The organism is Niveispirillum irakense DSM 11586 (genome assembly GCF_000429645.1).
GTDB classification, from domain to species: Bacteria; Pseudomonadota; Alphaproteobacteria; order Azospirillales; family Azospirillaceae; genus Niveispirillum; species Niveispirillum irakense.
Genome location: NZ_AUCG01000016.1, coordinates 245,202 through 260,826, shown reverse-complemented (window position 1 = coordinate 260,826; position 15,625 = coordinate 245,202). Strand labels below are relative to the sequence as shown.

The 15,625-nt window shown below is 63.9% G+C and carries 12 protein-coding genes; 4 read left to right on the top strand and 8 right to left on the bottom strand.

The window, feature by feature from the left end; genetic code table 11:
- Window positions 1-2: 2 nt before the first annotated feature.
- Both G473_RS25100 and G473_RS25095 read right to left on the bottom strand, forming a co-directional pair.
- On the bottom strand, window positions 3-1,070 hold the full coding sequence (locus G473_RS25100; RefSeq protein ID WP_084437633.1) for a BsuBI/PstI family type II restriction endonuclease: 1,068 nt from the start codon (window positions 1,068-1,070) through the stop codon (window positions 3-5).
- Between the two features lie 2 nt (window positions 1,071-1,072).
- Complete coding sequence (locus G473_RS25095; RefSeq protein WP_161630941.1) at window positions 1,073-2,869, bottom strand: HsdM family class I SAM-dependent methyltransferase; 1,797 nt, start codon at window positions 2,867-2,869, stop codon at window positions 1,073-1,075.
- A 184-nt stretch (window positions 2,870-3,053) separates the two neighbouring features.
- Here G473_RS25095 and G473_RS0104610 point away from each other — a divergent pair, with 184 nt between their 5' ends.
- Together G473_RS0104610 and G473_RS0104605 are read left to right on the top strand one after the other, a co-directional pair.
- Window positions 3,054-3,287 (top strand): FitA-like ribbon-helix-helix domain-containing protein, encoded by a 234-nt coding sequence (locus tag G473_RS0104610; RefSeq protein ID WP_029012140.1) that lies wholly within the window; start codon window positions 3,054-3,056, stop codon window positions 3,285-3,287.
- On the top strand, window positions 3,284-3,691 hold the full coding sequence (locus G473_RS0104605; protein ID WP_029012139.1) for a type II toxin-antitoxin system VapC family toxin: 408 nt from the start codon (window positions 3,284-3,286) through the stop codon (window positions 3,689-3,691). Before G473_RS0104610 ends, G473_RS0104605 begins: the two co-directional genes overlap by 4 nt.
- Window positions 3,692-3,751: 60 nt before the next feature.
- Here G473_RS0104605 and G473_RS0104600 read toward each other — a convergent pair whose 3' ends face one another.
- Both G473_RS0104600 and G473_RS0104595 read right to left on the bottom strand, forming a co-directional pair.
- A complete protein-coding gene (locus tag G473_RS0104600; protein WP_029012138.1) occupies window positions 3,752-6,904 on the bottom strand; it encodes an efflux RND transporter permease subunit in 3,153 nt (1,050 codons plus the stop codon).
- A complete protein-coding gene (locus G473_RS0104595) occupies window positions 6,901-8,319 on the bottom strand; it encodes an efflux RND transporter periplasmic adaptor subunit (RefSeq protein WP_161630940.1) in 1,419 nt (472 codons plus the stop codon). The genes G473_RS0104600 and G473_RS0104595 overlap by 4 nt, the downstream gene beginning before the upstream one ends.
- A 365-nt stretch (window positions 8,320-8,684) precedes the next feature.
- Here G473_RS0104595 and G473_RS0104590 point away from each other — a divergent pair, with 365 nt between their 5' ends.
- Window positions 8,685-9,071 (top strand): hypothetical protein, encoded by a 387-nt coding sequence (locus G473_RS0104590; protein WP_154667259.1) that lies wholly within the window; start codon window positions 8,685-8,687, stop codon window positions 9,069-9,071.
- A 372-nt stretch (window positions 9,072-9,443) separates the two neighbouring features.
- The gene (locus G473_RS0104585; protein ID WP_029012135.1) at window positions 9,444-10,115 is read left to right on the top strand and encodes a TerC family protein; all 672 of its coding nucleotides are present in this window, start codon (window positions 9,444-9,446) and stop codon (window positions 10,113-10,115) included.
- 133 nt (window positions 10,116-10,248) lie between these two features.
- Here G473_RS0104585 and G473_RS0104580 read toward each other — a convergent pair whose 3' ends face one another.
- The 4 genes from G473_RS0104580 to G473_RS0104560 form a co-directional block, all read right to left on the bottom strand.
- Complete coding sequence (locus G473_RS0104580; RefSeq protein WP_029012134.1) at window positions 10,249-11,244, bottom strand: TerC family protein; 996 nt, start codon at window positions 11,242-11,244, stop codon at window positions 10,249-10,251.
- Between the two features lie 161 nt (window positions 11,245-11,405).
- Window positions 11,406-12,179 (bottom strand): glycosyltransferase family 2 protein, encoded by a 774-nt coding sequence (locus G473_RS0104575; protein WP_029012133.1) that lies wholly within the window; start codon window positions 12,177-12,179, stop codon window positions 11,406-11,408.
- A 109-nt stretch (window positions 12,180-12,288) separates the two neighbouring features.
- Window positions 12,289-14,277 carry a methyl-accepting chemotaxis protein gene (locus G473_RS28990; protein WP_084437631.1) on the bottom strand — a complete coding sequence of 663 codons (1,989 nt, stop codon included), beginning with the start codon at window positions 14,275-14,277 and terminating at the stop codon, window positions 12,289-12,291.
- A 345-nt stretch (window positions 14,278-14,622) separates the two neighbouring features.
- Window positions 14,623-15,624, bottom strand: coding sequence for an ABC transporter ATP-binding protein (locus G473_RS0104560; RefSeq protein WP_029012132.1), 1,002 nt, complete (start codon window positions 15,622-15,624; stop codon window positions 14,623-14,625).
- Between the last annotated feature and the right edge of the window lies 1 nt (window position 15,625).

Genomic DNA, 15,625 nt, shown 5'->3' with positions numbered 1-15,625 from the left:
CCCTACTCCGTCCCAAACCCCTGCAACCGTCCCGGGGCCGGGGACAGGCGCATCAGCCGTTCCGGTTCGGATGCGAACCACACCTGACCGCCCCAGGCCAGCGAGGGCAGGGCCTTTTTCACCTCTGGTCGCGACCGGTCCAGGAAGGCGGTGACACAGGCCACCTGTGACGGCGGGAAGCCGCCTTCGCGGGCGATTTCCACAAAGGCCAGGGCGCGTTGTTCCGTCACCGGGCCATCGGTGGCCACCACTTCCACGAAGACCAGCATCAGGTCGTCCGCGCTGCGCCCGCGATCCAGCAGGATCAGGTCGGGCAGGGTGCGGTCGGGCGTGATGCGCAGGCCCAGACGCTTGATCCAGCCCTCATCCCGCGCGGCGACCTTGGCGGCACTCTCGCTCAGCCACAGCACCACGGGATCGGCCAGGAAACGGGGGGCGAATTCCTCCACCACCGCCTTGGCGATCTGGGAACTGGGGCCCGGCGCCAGAAGCCGCGTTTCCCGGTTGGGGAAGCGGACCAGCACCTCCTCCCCATCATGGTCGGTGGAAACGCGCAGGGAATTGATGCGGGCACGCGCGGCGGCGTTCAGCGTCGCCTGCGCCCAGGCCGCCGCCGCATCGGCCAGGGCATCGCCTGCCAGCGCCGGGGCGAACAGGGCGGCGAAGGATGCAGCCAGCGCATAGCGCGGCTTGGAAGAGGTGGTGGGCACGCCCGGTCGTTCGATGATGGCGCCATTGGGGATCAATCCCTGGCGGATCACCTCGTCGCGCACCTGTTCGCGGCTATTATCCTGATACCAGCGGTTGCCCATGGCGGTGGCCGCCTTGGCATAGGCGGCGCGGGCCGCATCGTCGGCGGCGAACAGCATGCGGCTATCGCCCATGCGCACCACATGGACCGGGTTGGCCCAGATATCCGCCCCTTCCACCGCGCCGATATAAAGGAAGGCGGCCACGGTGGCGGCGGCGGCATCACGGATGCACTTATCCCGCTCCGGCGTGCCTTCCGGAAAGATCAGCTTCAGGCGGGTGGAGATATCCGCCCGGTCCAGCAGGGGGGGCAGGGCCATGGTCACAGGCCGTACAGCGCATCGCAGGCGCGGTCCAGCCGGTCACGCGGCGCCCCTTGCGCTACCAGCCTTGCCAATGGTGCCAGATCCGCCGGTGCCGGCAGCGGCAGGGCATGCAGTTCAAATGCGGAGACGGCAACAGACCCGGACAGGCAGCGGAAGGCCCGGTCAGCCGCCCGGCTGTTCAGGAAGGCGGCCAGCACAGCGGGGGCGATGGCCGGCTTTGTCACCTTCGCGACCAGCATGTTGACATGGTTTTCCACCGTCACCCCGCCATGGGGGGCGATGAAGCTGGCCGGCATTTCCGCCGCGATCAGGCGGCGGGCCTGCTCCTTGGCTGTGGTCCGCTGCAACAGCACGCAGGGGGCAGTGATGACCAGCCATTCATCGCCGGGGCCAGGGGTGAACCAGGGCTTGTGGTTCGCCTTCTGGCAGCGATAAAGGAAGCGGCCATCGGCGGTGATGCTTTCCGCCCAGACCAGCGGAATGGCCCCCTTGCCCTGGATATCGCCGATCTGCGGCTTGTGCCGGTTCCACACCAGCGGGCCGGTGGAGACGCCATAGCCCCAATCGGCCAGCCGGTGCGGCATGGCGCGCAGCCGGGCCGCTAAATCCGCCTCCCCCTCATGCCGGGGCAATATCCAGGGGGATGTCGGTTCCGCCGGCAGGGTGAAATGGCCGGCAGCGCGCAGGGTGATGGCACCACCGCCGGGGGCAATCTGGATCATCCGCACATCGGCGCGGCGCGGTCGCCTTGTGCCGCCACCGGTCCGGCGATATGTCGCCAGCACGGTTTCCTGCAGCACATTGTCGAACACGCCCTTGCGCTGTTCCACAAAGTCCAGCCGCAGGGGGGGCGCTTCTTCCGCCAGGGTGCGGCGCAGATGCTTGAAATAATCACCAGCCAGGAAGGAACTGGGGGTCAGGAAACAGACCAGCCCGCCGGGCCGCGCCAGCCGCACCGCCAGATCCATGAACACGCCATACAGATTGGCATGGCCGAACAGGCTGCGGGCGAATCGGGCGCGCACCGGCTTGGGCAGCACTTGGCGCCCATAAGGCGGGTTGCCGATCACCAGATCGAAGGTGGGTTCTTCCCCCCGGTCCAGACTGTCGCCGGGCAGCACGCAGTCCCCCAGCCGCTGGCCGGTGCCGCGCAGCAGCGGCAGCAAGGCCGCTTCCAGCATCACCACGGAAATCCAGGCGGCCACGGGGTCCAGTTCCCAGCCGCGCAGCCGGGTGGCGATGGCGCGGGCGGCCAGCGCCGGCTCCACATCGCGCAAGGCGCCGGCCATGCGCAGGCCGCAGGTGACCAGGAAGGCACCGCAGCCCGATGCCGGGTCCAGCACCCGCGCATTCGTCCAGTCCAGCCCCGCCTTTTCCGCCTGATCGGCCAGACAGGCGGCCAGGGGGGGCGGGGTATAGAACACGCCATGGCGGGCGCGATGCTCTGCGCTCAACAACCCGGCATAGAGCGCGCCCAGCTTCTCACACACGATGGGGGCGGGCAGGGGGGCCAGGGCGGCGCCATAATCCCGCGCCATCCGAACCATGCCCGCGTCCAGCCCCGCTTCCAGCCGGGCGGGCAGGGCGCGGGGCGGCGGTGCCAGGGGCAGGCCCGTATCCAGGGCTGCCCAATAGGCTTCCGTCACCAGCCCCGCCACCGCGGCCCCATGGCGTAATTGCTGGCTGGCCAGGGCGGCCGCCGCAGCCAGCAGCAGCCCAGGCCCATCCGGCGCCGCCGGGACGGCAGCCGCCACAGGCGGAAGGGAAGCAGGCGGGCGGGTGCGGCGGGCCAAAGGGTTCTGCCTGTGAGGGGACGTGAAAAGCCCAGCCAAGATCGTTCACCGCCCGCGCCCTGGCAAGGGGCAACGAAGCCGGAACATGGCATGGCACCAAAGCAGCGGCTTTTACGCCGATTCGACAGGGGCAAAAGCAGATGATATCGTCATGATATCATTTTCCCCTGAGGGAGCTTCGGTCATGGCACAATTACTGGTCCGCGGCCTGGATGATGCCCTGGTCGCCAAGCTGAAGGCGCGGGCGGCCCGCAATAACCGGTCGGTGGAAGCCGAACATCGGGCCTTGCTGGAACAGGCATTGGTTTGGGATACCACCCTGTTCGCCTTGAAGGCGGCAGCCTTGCGAAGCCGGTTGGCTGGTCGCATCACGGATGATAGCGCCGATTTGATTCGTGAAGATCGTGACAGCCGATGACGATCATCATTGATGCCTCTGTTGCGCTGAAATGGGTTTCACCGGAGGTCGGCAGTGATCGGGCAGCCGATCTGCTGAATGGCCAAACGCTGGTCGCGCCGTCGATCTGGTTGTTGGAATGTGCCAACGCCCTGTGGCGTCGCGTTCGTCAGGGCACATTATTATCAACAGAGGCGGATGAGTTGCTGCAAGCGCTTCGGGATGCACCGGTGCGCCCGATGGATAGTCTGGAATTGACAGCCGACGCTTTATCTGTGGCTACGGCAATTAACCACCCGGTTTATGACTGCCTTTATGTCGCCGCCGCCCAGCGCAGCGGCGGTACGATCATCACTGCCGACCGGCGCTTCCATGCCGCCCTTCAGGGCAATCCCGTGTTGGCGCCCTTGATCCGGCTGCTGTGATTTACGGGTATTGAAACAGACATGGCGCGGTCGGGACCGCGCCATGTCACATGTGCCTGGTCAGGACCGGGCCTTGTCCGGATCACGCATCACCCAGCCGGTAAAGGCGCGCGCCCAGCCGCCCAGCCGGTGGAAGCCCCGACCCGCATCGTGGATGGTCAGCAGCAGGGCCGGCATCAGCATCAGGACCAGCACGGTGGCGGTGCCGATGCCGAAGACGAAGGTGATGGCCATCGGCACCAGGAAGGCCGCCTGGGTCTGGGTTTCCAGCATCAGCGGCAGCAGGCCGAAGATGGTGGTCAGCGAGGTCAGGGCCACCTGCCGCAGCCGCTCCGCTGCGCCATGGACAACGGCACTTTCCACCTCTTCCCCCGCGGCGATCCGGTCGTCGATGCTGGTCACCACCTGGATACTGTCATTCACCAGGATGCCGGCCATGCCCATGATGGAGATGAAGCTCCACATCGTCAGGTCGGCCCCCATCAGCCAATGGCCGAAGATGGCACCCGCGACCGAGAAGGGGATGATTGCCATCACCGCCGCCGGGCGACCGAACCCGCCCATGATCCAGGCCAGCACAAGGTAGATCGCCACCAGCGCCACCCAGATGCCGAGCTGGAAATCGGCCCAGAACTCCGCCTCCTGGCGTGATCCGTCGCCCATGTCCCGGCGCACGCCGTATTTTTCCATGATGGCGGGCAGGTGTTCCTTCTCGATCGCTTCCCGGATTTCGCCGGGATTGCCTTTATGGGGATCGACCTCGGCATAGATGAAGACAACGCGCTGTCCCTGGGCCCGCAGGATACGGGACAGGCCCGGCCGTTCATGCAGGCTGACCACATCGGCCAGGGGCACCAGTTCGCCGGACGGGGCCTTCAGCTTCAGGCTGTGCAGCCGTTCCTCCGTCTGGTCGGCTTCGGGCAGACGGACGCGGATGGTGATTTCCTCATCCCCCCGGGCGAAGCGCTTGGCGATGGCGCCGTCCAGCGCGTCGCGAAGCTGACGGCCGACCGACTCGGTGGTGAAGCCCAGGGCCTCGCCACGCGGGGTGACGGTGATGACCATTTCCGGCTTGCCGGCGGGCAGGTTGTCGCGCGCCCCGCTGACCCCGCCATAGGTCAGCATGATTTTCTTCAGTTCCTCCGACGCGGCCTTCAGCACATAGGGATCGTCATGGGCCAGCCGCCAGCCGATGGAGCTTCCGCCGAACCCGTCCTGCTCGGCAGAGAAGATCACCTGATCAATGCCGGGCAGCAGCTTGGTCTCCGCCTCCCATTTCTTCATGATATCGGGCAGGCGCTGGTCGCGGTTGTCGGCTTCGGAGAATTCGACCCGCATGGAGCCGACATAATCGCCCACCTGTTCGGGCAGGGTATTGCCGGTGGTCACGCCCAACTGGCCGAAGGTCATTTCCACCAGTTCGCCGCGCTTCAGCCCATAGGCGGCCTCCACCCGGAACAGGGCGGCTTCGGCCTCGTCAAGCTGGCGGGCCACGGTCTCCCGCGGGGTGCCGGGGGAGAAAAGCAGGTTCAACTGCGCCTGCTTGCCTTCCGGGCTGGGGGAGAAGGTGAAGGGGACGTGGCCGCCCGCCTGCAGGCCGATGGCCAGCAGCATCACGGTGATGGCGGTCGCCACCGTCGCATAGCGGTTATGGGTGGCCCAGGCGATGGCGCGGGTAAAGGGGCCGTCGCGGAAGGCGTTGAACCGGGCATCAAAAGCGGCGCGCAGACGCGACGGCGGGCCGCTGTCCTTGTGCAGCGCGTGCCGGATATGGGATGGCAGGATCAGGAAACAGCCGACCAGGCTGGCCAGGATGACGGCGATGGAGATCATCGGCAGCGGCTTCACATAATCGCCCGTCGTGCCCCGCATCAGCAGCATCGGCGCAAAGGCGGCAATGGTGGTGGTGGCGGCGGCAATGATGGGCCAGAACATGCGCTGGGCTGCGCGTTCCGCTGCCTTGTGCGGCTCCATCCCCTTTTCATGCAGGGTCTGGCCATGTTCGGCCACGACGATGGCATCGTCACAGATGATGCCGATCATCATGATCAGGGCGAACAGGCTCATCATATTGATGCTCTGTCCCAGCGCCATCATGATGGCGAAGGTGACGGCGAAGCTGACCAGGATATCCACCACGATCCAGCCGGTGATCCAGGGCCGCAGGAACACGGCCAGCACGGCCACCACCAGGATCATGCCACCCAGCGCATTGTCCACCAGCATGCCCACACGCTGTTCCAGCGCATCGGAATTGCGGTCGAAACTCTTGATGGTCACGCCCGGCGGCAGGGTGGGGCGCAGCTTTTCCAGATAGGCGTCCACCCGTTCGGTGATGGCGATCAGGTCGCCATTCTTGGCCTTCTGCAAGGAAAGCCGGATGGCGAGCTGGCCTTCATGCCGGCCGGAGACGGAATTGTCCTTATAGTTTTCCCGCACGGTTGCTATGTCACCCAGGGTCAGGCGGCGGCCTTCCGCGTCCGTCTGCATGGTCAGGCCGGCGACGCCGGCGGCATCCTGCTGCTGGCCCAGGGCGCGCAACTGCTTTTCGATGGTGCCGGTCAGCGTGCCGGACGGCACGTCGGTCGAGGCATTGCCGATGCGCTGGGCCACGGTGCCGATACTGGTATCCAGCCGCTCAAGCTCATGCGCCGGGATTTCCACCCAGATCTCGGTGTCCCGCATGCCGGACATATAGATCTGGTCCACCCCTTCCTGCATCAGCTTGTCGCGCATCTGCTTGGCCAGCGCGCGCATTGCCGGTTCCGGCAGCGGCCCGGCGATCAGCACCTCCATGATCTCGTCATAGATGGTCAGGCGGTTGATGATGGGCCGCTCCGACCCTTGTGGCAGGGTGGTGATATTGCCGACGGCGCTTTCCACTTCCGACAGGGCCTTGGTCATGTCGGTGCCGTTCTTGAAATTCACGAACAGCTCGCCCACCCCTTCACGGGAGCGGCCGGTAAGCTCGTCCACCCCATCCAGGAAGCGAACCTCCCGTTCCAGGGCTTCCACGATGCTGCGGTCAACGTCATCGGCGGAAGCGCCGGGCCAGACGACGGTGACATTGATGGCGGGCACCTCAAAATCAGGCTCCACCTGCCGTTCCAGCCGGGCCAGTGCCCACATTCCCGCGATCAGCATCAGGATCATCAGGATGTTGGCGGCCACCTTGTGGCGGATGAAGGTGCGGATCATGGCGGCGCTGCTCATTGTCCGCCCTCCTGGCCGGGGGCTTCGGCCTGCTGGCTGGGCAGGGTGGCGGTATCGGTGCGCATCGTCACCTTCAGGCCCGGCCCGATCTCCTGGAACCGGGTGGTGACGATGTTCTGCCCCTCGGCCAGACCGCCATTGACGATTACGCTGTCGGTGGTGCGGGCGACGACCTGCACCTGCCGGGCGGCAAGGCGGCCTTCCCCATCCACGGCGTAAACCATGTTGTCGCCATGCAGGGCGGTGGCGGGCAGGCGATAGACGCCGGCATAGGCCCGGTCGGGCAGGGACACTTCCACAAAGGCGCCGGGACGCAGGGGCTGCTCCACCCCCAGATCATTCAGCCGGACGAAAATGGTCACCCCGCCGCTGCTGGTGTCGATCCGGTCGATCACCCGTTCCACCCGCCCTTCATAGGTCAGGCTTTCCCCGCCCAGATGCCATGTGGCGCGGGCCGGCCTTCCCACCACGCCTTCCCCGTCGCCGACCAGACGGCCATAGGCTTCCGTGGAAAGGGCAACCCGGGCTTCCAGGCCCTGGGCGCCCGACAGGGTGGCGACAATGTCGCCGGCCGACACGCGCATGCCCATTTCCGCCCGGACCTGACCGATATAGCCATCGAACGGCGCGGTCAGGGTGGTGCGGGCCAGATCGGTTTCCGCCTTGGTCACCTGGGCTTTCAACCGGTCGATCACGGCTTCCTGCTGTCGGATGCGGGCGACACCGGCCAGATGCGCGCTCTGCATCGCCTCAGCCGTCTGCTGTTCCAGGGCCAGCGCCATCTTCGCCTGTTCCAGACGGGCGATGGCGATGGTGCCCTTGTCGAACAGCGACTGGTGGCGTTCCAGATCACGCTCCTTCAGGGCGATCTGCTGGCGGGCCAGCTCGGCACGGGCCGATTCAGCCTTGGCATTGGCACGCAATTCATCCAACCGGGCGCGGGCCTCATCCAGTTCGGCCCGGCTCTGGTCCAGGGCAAGCTGGTAATCCAGCGCTTCGATCTGCATCAGCATGTCACCAGCGCGGACAACGCCGCCATCGCGCAGGGCGGGGGCGATGGCGGTCACGGTGCCGGCAACCAGGGGGCGCAGTTCCGCCGACCGGCCGGCAACCACCGTGCCCATCACCATCATGTCTGGACGGTGGTCGCCCCGGCTGACCGGGACGGCTTCCACTGACCATACCCGTTCCGCCGGGCTTTCGCGCATTACGTCGGGCTTCAACGCCACCTGGGCCGTGAAACCGCTAATGCCCACGGCCAGGATACCGGCCACCCCCAAGGGCCGACGCCAGCGCCGCAACCGTGCCCGCCAGACCACCCCTTCCATCTCCCGCGCGGCCTGGACGCGGATTGCGGCGGTGATTGTGCGGGCCTGTTCCTCCGGCCGCGTCAGCACTGTTTCCACTGAACTCATCACCATCCCCCTTCGATCCCGGTGGCGACCGATCCTGTCGGCGCCTGTTGACCGCCACGATTGCAGCGACCGTGCCAAGGCGCGTGATCCGTGAAAAAGGGCGGAAAACCGGCATCGCGCCGCTCCGGTTGGGGGCGGCGCATTGGTCTGACAGGCGATAAACTGGGGCGAGGCGCAAAAATTGGTGAAAATGACCATGATGCTTCGGCGCCATCCGGTGGAAACTTCTGGCCGGAAACCGGTTGGAAGCGCCTCTGCCCGGCGCCATATACGGAGCCGACCTGACCGCATCATCTGGACCCGTCGCATAAACTATGTCCATGATGCGGGATGATCGTTCTGTCTCGTTAGAGGGGAAGGAAGGCGTGGCGCCTTATCGGCTCCTGATCCTGGTTTTGAGCCTGTCGATCCTGCTGCTGACACCGTCAGGGGCGGGCGCGATGGCGCGCGAACTGGGGGAGCCGGCGGGCATGCCTGGTTCTGGCATCGCCCCGGCACAGCCGATCCTGCCGCTTTCCCCCCTGGATCAACCGGACGAGCAGCAGCCCGTCATCACGGCCCCTTCCGCAACGGAAGGGTTGGCTTTCCCCCAGGGTGGGGATGATGGGTCCGGCGGCGATGGCCTGCCCGCCCAGTCGGTGGCATCCCTGCCGGCCTTGCTGCGCCTGACCAATCTGACGCTTGGCGGCGCCCCCCCGCGTGAACAATCCCGCGCGCTCAATCCCTGGCCCACCGGCCCCCCTTCCGCTTAAGGGTTCCGCTGCGATTTTGATCGCCACGGTCGTGCTTACCCTTATTTCATCTCATATTTTAGATTTTACTGCCCGTCTATAGTGGAGCCACAAATTTCTATTGTCTTTTTATAAGTAATGGTGTAAGTAGTTATTTCGCTTTATTTGAAAATACTTCGTTGACAGGTCGTTTTTATGGGGCCATGTTCCGGATGTCCTGTCATCATTCATGCAGGATCCAACTGCCAAGACTTAAGGCCCGCTTCCTATTCGCTCGGAAGCGGGCTTTTTTTCACTGCAGGCCAAGTGCCCCAGGCCTTCCATGTCAGCGCGTTGCCATTCAGCGGTCCCGTGGTAATGACGGGCCCAGTGCAGTGGAGAGGGGCATCGTAAATGGAAATGTTTTTTGAAGTGTCGTTCTGGAATGCCCTCTGGCAGGTCATTCTGATCGACATCGTGCTGGCGGGGGACAATGCGATTGTCGTCGGCCTTGCGGCGGCTGGGGTGGCCGCCCATCAACGCGCCAAGGTGATCTTCTGGGGCATTCTGGCGGCGGTCGGCCTGCGCATCATCTTCGCGCTGGCCACGACGCAGCTGCTGGCCATTGTCGGCCTGATGCTGGCCGGCGGTATCCTGCTGCTCTGGGTCTGCTGGAAGATGTGGCGTGAGTTGCGCGCCAGCCGGGAGGAGGAGGCGCTGGGCGCGGAAATGGTGGCCGAGGGGATGAGCCCCGAAGGTGCCAATCCGCGGGCCGAAGGCGCGCCCGCCGATGGCGGCAAGACGATGGGGCAGGCCATTCGCCAGATCATCATCGCTGACGTATCCATGTCGCTGGACAATGTGCTGGCTGTGGCTGGTGCGGCGCAGGAACATCCAGAAGTGCTGATCCTGGGCTTGGCCTTGTCGGTGGCCTTCATGGGGGCGGCGGCAACGGCCATTGCCAAGCTGCTGAACCGCTTCCACTGGATCGCCTATATCGGTCTGGCTGTGATCTTCTATGTCGCGCTGGATATGATCTGGCGGGGCTCGCAGGAAGTCGCACCGCTGATCGGGCTGACCCTGTAAGCGTATATATCTAGCTGTCACCCGCGCCCGCCGGGGAAGGGGGCGTTGGGTACCTAAAAGGAAAGCCGCGCAAGGGGGCGCCCCTGCGCGGCTTTTTTATGCCTCTCTGCCTGCCGAAACAGGCGTGGGGCGATCAATCGGCAGCGATGCTATTCAGGGCGTCCCGCTTGGTGCGGTAGAGCGAGTAGAGAACACCACCGGTCAGCAGGATCAAGGTGACAGCCAGCGAAATCGCCGGGTCGGCCTTGCCGAAGAACTGGTTCCAGAAAATCTTGCCACCGATGAACACCAGGACCAGGGCCAGCGCATATTTCAGGTAATGGAAGCGGTGGACCATGGCGGCCAGCGCGAAATACAGCGCGCGCAGGCCCAGGATGGCGAAGATGTTGCTGGTGTAGACAATGAACGGGTCTGTCGTGATGGCGAAGATGGCGGGAACGCTATCCACCGCGAACACAACGTCGGCCAGTTCCACCGTGATCAGGGCCAGGAACAGCGGCGTGGCATAGCGCACGACCTTGCCCGTTACCGGATCGGCCTTCTTCACGAAGAAGGAATGACCGTGGATTTCGTCGCTTACCCGCATGTGGCGGCGCAGGAAGGCGATCAGCTTGTTGCCTTCCAGTGACTGTTCTTCGTCCTTGGCGAACAGCATCTTCACGCCGGTGAACAGCAGGAAGGCACCGAAAATATACATCACCCAGGACCATTCACTGACCAGGGCCGCGCCCAGGCCGATCATGATGCCGCGCAGGATGATCACGCCCAGGATACCCCAGAACAGCACGCGGTGCTGATACAGGCGGGGGATGGCGAAATAGCTGAAAATCATCGAAATGACGAAGACATTGTCCAGCGCCAGCGCCTTTTCCAGCGCGAAGCCGGTGAAATACTGGACGCCCGGTTCAGCACCCAGATACCACCAGACCCAGCCGCCATACAGGACGGCGATACCGATATAGAAGGCGGAGAGGACAAGGCTCTCCTTCACGCCGATCTCATGATCCTTCTTGTTCAAGACGCCCAGATCGAAGATCAGCAGGGCAATGACGATGGAGATGAAGAGGAGCCAGATCCAGACGGGCTTGCCCATGAATGGATCGAACAGGAAAGTGAGCAGGAACTCCATGGGGGAGCGCTTCCATCCATAATGCTTGGCGTTAAGCGGGAGGGATTTCGCGTTCCGACATCACAGCCGACGCCATCGGCTGCCAGAGGGGCCCGGATCGGATCACGAGATGGTATGCGCGTTCCTCTGTTCAAGGGGGGCTATGAAGAAAGTTCTGCGGCCTATCCTTTACGCAGATTTTCCCGGACCTTGGCTATCCGCGCGAAGCGGAAAAAGGCGATGATGGCCGCGATTTCCAGCCCTTGCAGACCAAACACCCAATAGCCTTTCAGAAAGAAGTAACGCAGCAGGTTGACCGGGAATTCCGCCATCAGCCGCAAGGCCGAAAAGCGCCTGGCCTTGCCCCTGGCAATGATCTCTGCCGCCTGGGCGCTGCTGTAGCGGTTCAGTTTGTTGATCAGGTCGGCATGGGACCGGATGGAGCGGTGGATGATGATCGACTTGATCTGCCCTACCGCCCCGCTTTCCATGATCACGGCATCATGGGTCTCGCTGTCGGCAAAGTGCCCGTGGCGGCGATCATAAAGCCGGATGTAATTATGCCGGGGGGCAAACCGGTGGGGCCGGGCCTGCCCGTCCAGCGTCATCACCGTCTGGATGCGATAGCCTTGCAGCGGCGGTGAACCGGTGGCGAACAGGGCGCGCACCTCCGCTTCCAGTTCCGGCACGGCCTCTTCATCCGCATCGATATTCAGCAGCCAGTCATGCCGGCATTCCATCTCCCCGAAGCGTTTCTGCTGCCCATAGCCCGGCCAGTCATGATGGATGACCCGCGCGCCGAGGGAGGCGGCCAGGGCTTGGGTGCCGTCGGTACTGCCGCTGTCGATCACCACCACCTCATCCACCCAATCCCGCACGGCGCGGATGACGGGGCCGATCCGGTCGGCCTCGTTCAGGGCGATGATGAAGGCGGAGAGGGGGAGCTTGTGGGCCATTGGGGCGTCCCTGCGGGCAAGAGCGTGCGGCCCGATCAATAACATGCGCAAAGTGAAAAGGGGGAGGTGCCGGCCTCCCCCTTTTCCATTCTTTGATCAAGCCGGCTGGTTACACCGCCCGCAGCCGGGCCAGGAAATCATCAATGGCTTGGCGCAGCTTGCCCGCATCGCTGTCCAGGGTGCCCGCAGTGGCCTCCACCTGGGTGGCGGCACCACCGGCCTCGCTGGCGGCCTGGGTTACCTCCAGGATCGTGTCGGAAACGTCCTGGGTGTCCTGGGCGGCCTCGGCAGCACTGCGGGCGATCTCCCGCGTTGCCTGGCTCTGCTGGGAGACGGCAGCCAGGATCATCTCCGACACGTCGCTGATCTCCCGGATCGTGCCACCGATCCGGTTCATCGCCTGCACGCCCTTTTCCGTCCGTTGCTGGATGGCGGTAATCTGCTCGCGGATATCATCGGTGGCCTTGGCCGTTTGGGTGGCCAGGGTCTTCACCTCCGATGCCACAACGGCGAAGCCCTTGCCGGCTTCCCCGGCGCGGGCCGCCTCGATCGTGGCATTCAGCGCCAGCAGGTTGGTCTGGGCGGCGATGGCATTGATCAGTTCCACCACCTGACCAATGCGGGCAGCGGCTTCGGCCAGTTCCGCCATGGAGTGGCCGGTTTCATCCGCTTCCAGGCGGGCGCGCCCGGCGACATTGGCTGACTGGCCGACCTGACGGTCCACTTCGGCCACGCTGGCGGCCAATTCCTCCGCGGCGGCAGCCACCGTCTGCACATTGCCGGTGGCGCGGCCGGACACGGCCGCCACATGCTCCGACTTCTCGCCGGTTCCCACGGCAGTGCGGCGCATGGCGTCGGCCGCTCCCAACATTTGCTTTGATGCCTCATCCACACGGGCGGCAAGGGCATGGACATTGGCCTCGAAATTCTCGGCCAGCCGAACCTGCGCCGTTACCAGGGTCCAGGTCAGCATGGGGCCGATATAGCGGCCCTTATTGTCACGAACCGCAGCGATGCGCACATCTACCCGCTCCTCCCCGACCTGGATATGGCCACGCCAGGGCAGTTTTTCCGGATGCGCTATGATGCTGCCAATCTCTCCCTTTTCCTTCTGGAAGATATTGAGCGGGTGCCCGACGGGATCGGTCACGCCGCCGGGCAGCGAGGCGGCAATGCTTGGCAATGCCGTAAGCGTGGCACGGTTGGCATAGACGATGCGGAAATCCTGCGCGGCATCTGCCAGCATGACGTTCAGGGGCATATCCTCCACCATCTGCTTCAGCCGGAAGGCCTCCAGCACGGCGGCGCGCAGGGTGATGGCGGCGCGCTGCATGCGCCCGATCTCGTCCTGGCGGGTGCCGCTGGCGGGCGGCACGGCATCGGCATCGCCTTCAGCCAGCTTCTCCAGCAGATCGGACAGGGCATGCAGCGGGCGGGCGGCCCAGCGGCGCATCAGCCACCAGCACAGGATACCCAGCGCCAGTGTGATGCCGGCCGAAATCAGCAGCAGGGTATTCTGCAACTGCTCCACCGGGGCCATGAAGCGGTCCTTCTGGACACCGGTATAGAGAACACCCACCACCTTGCCCTGGGCATCCTTGATCGGATCATAGGCGGTGAGATAGGTGGTGCCGAGGATGTCAGCCTCGCCGCGATAGGCTTTGCCCTGGGTCACGACCGCTTCAAAAGCGGCGTTGCGGGCCAGATTGGTGCCGACAGCACGGCTGCCGTCGGGCTTTTTGACATTGGTGGCGATGCGTGTCGCTTCGCCCTTGTCGACAATGAAGATTGTCGCCGTGCTGCCGGCGATGCGGCTGACCGTGTCGACAGGATCGAAGAAATTGTTGAGCGCCGTGTCAGCGGCATAAAGCGTACCGCCCTCCTGGCGATAGGTCTTCCCCACAGTCTCCAGCACCTGCCACGCTACCCGCATCGCCTGGTCCTGCTGTTCCGCACCGGCCGCGCGGGCATAGTCATCCACCAGTTTATTGCTGGTGAAAAACAGCGCGGCCGCCAGGAAAGCCATCGACAGGATGGAGAGGGCGACGATCCGCCCGGACAGGCTGACGTTGAGAAACCCGGGCGATCTGGGTGACATGCTGGAACCTCATGAGCTGGCAAGGGAAGCTGTCGAGCATTTGGCTCGAACACTTCTCATGCTTTCAAATGTTCCTTAACCAAACCTTTCCATTATCGAATGGATATAATTTTATATTGCAATCCCGACATTCGTATCGTGCATTATTTTTGTATCATACAAAACAAAACCAATGGAAATTGCCTGCTATATAGGCAATTTTTATATTAATAATACCAGTACTGTATTGTCTTCTTCTCAAATGAATGGAGATGGTTTTATATATCCTAAAGTTTATTTCCAAAAGAAAACCCGGCGCTTGTTAAGGCGCCGGGTTTTTATTGAGCAGCATGAAAATGAAGGTTTTTATACCAGTTTCTGTTCCGGCAAGCCCCAATGATGGCAGGCAACCCGATGGCCGGGTGCCTTCTCCTCCAGCACCGGGACTTCCTGCGCGCAGATGTCAGTGGCGCGCGGGCAGCGGGTGCGGAAGACGCAGCCGGACGGCGGGTTCATCGGGCTGGGCAGGTCACCGCCCAACACGATGCGCTGCTTGTTCTTCTCAATATCCGGGTCGGGCACCGGCACGGCGGAGATCAGCGCCTGGGTATAGGGGTGCAGCGGCGCGGCATAGATGGCGTCGCGCGTGGCGATTTCCATCACCTTGCCCAGATACAGCACCATCACCCGGTGGCTGACATGGCGCACGACCGAAAGGTCGTGGCTGATGAACATCAGCGACAGGCCGAATTCCTGCTGCAGATCCATCAGCAGATTGACGATCTGCGCCTGGATCGACACGTCCAGCGCCGACACCGGCTCGTCGCAGATCACCAGCTTGGGGTTCAGGATCATGGCGCGGGCAATGCCGATGCGCTGGCACTGGCCGCCGGAGAATTCATGCGGATAGCGGTTGATCATCTGCGGCAGCAGACCGACCTTGGCCATCAGCGCGCGGACCTTCTCCTTGCGCTCCTCCGCCTTCATCTTGGGGAAGAAGACGGTCAGCGGTTCGCCAATGATGTCGCCCACGGTCATGCGCGGGTTCAGGCTGGCCAGGGGGTCCTGGAAGACGATCTGCATGTCGGCGCGCTTCTGGCGGATCACCTCCGCGCCGACGCCCGTCAGTTCCGACCCCATGAATACGACCTGACCATCGGTCGGCTTGATGAGCTGAAGCACGGCGCGGCCCAGTGTGGACTTGCCGCAACCTGACTCACCGACAATACCCAGCGTTTCCCCTTCATTCAGGGTGAAGGACACGCCGTCCACCGCCTTCAGCGGCGTATATTGGCCGATCAGGATGCCGCCGGTGCGGATGGGGAAATGGACCTTCAGCCCCTCGACGCGGAGAAGTTCTTTCGACATA

Bases quoted from the DNA above. Each gene is read 5' to 3' on its own strand.
- G473_RS25100 (WP_084437633.1), bottom strand. From the start codon at position 1,070: ATGGCCCTGCCCCCCCTGCTGGACCGGGCGGATATCTCCACCCGCCTG.
- G473_RS0104610 (WP_029012140.1), top strand. From the start codon at position 3,054: ATGGCACAATTACTGGTCCGCGGCCTGGATGATGCCCTGGTCGCCAAG.
- G473_RS0104605 (WP_029012139.1), top strand. From the start codon at position 3,284: ATGACGATCATCATTGATGCCTCTGTTGCGCTGAAATGGGTTTCACCG.
- G473_RS0104600 (WP_029012138.1), bottom strand. From the start codon at position 6,904: ATGAGCAGCGCCGCCATGATCCGCACCTTCATCCGCCACAAGGTGGCC.
- G473_RS0104595 (WP_161630940.1), bottom strand. From the start codon at position 8,319: ATGAGTTCAGTGGAAACAGTGCTGACGCGGCCGGAGGAACAGGCCCGC.
- G473_RS0104585 (WP_029012135.1), top strand. From the start codon at position 9,444: ATGGAAATGTTTTTTGAAGTGTCGTTCTGGAATGCCCTCTGGCAGGTC.
- G473_RS0104580 (WP_029012134.1), bottom strand. From the start codon at position 11,244: ATGGAGTTCCTGCTCACTTTCCTGTTCGATCCATTCATGGGCAAGCCC.
- G473_RS0104575 (WP_029012133.1), bottom strand. From the start codon at position 12,179: ATGGCCCACAAGCTCCCCCTCTCCGCCTTCATCATCGCCCTGAACGAG.
- G473_RS28990 (WP_084437631.1), bottom strand. From the start codon at position 14,277: ATGTCACCCAGATCGCCCGGGTTTCTCAACGTCAGCCTGTCCGGGCGG.
- G473_RS0104560 (WP_029012132.1), bottom strand. From the start codon at position 15,624: ATGTCGAAAGAACTTCTCCGCGTCGAGGGGCTGAAGGTCCATTTCCCC.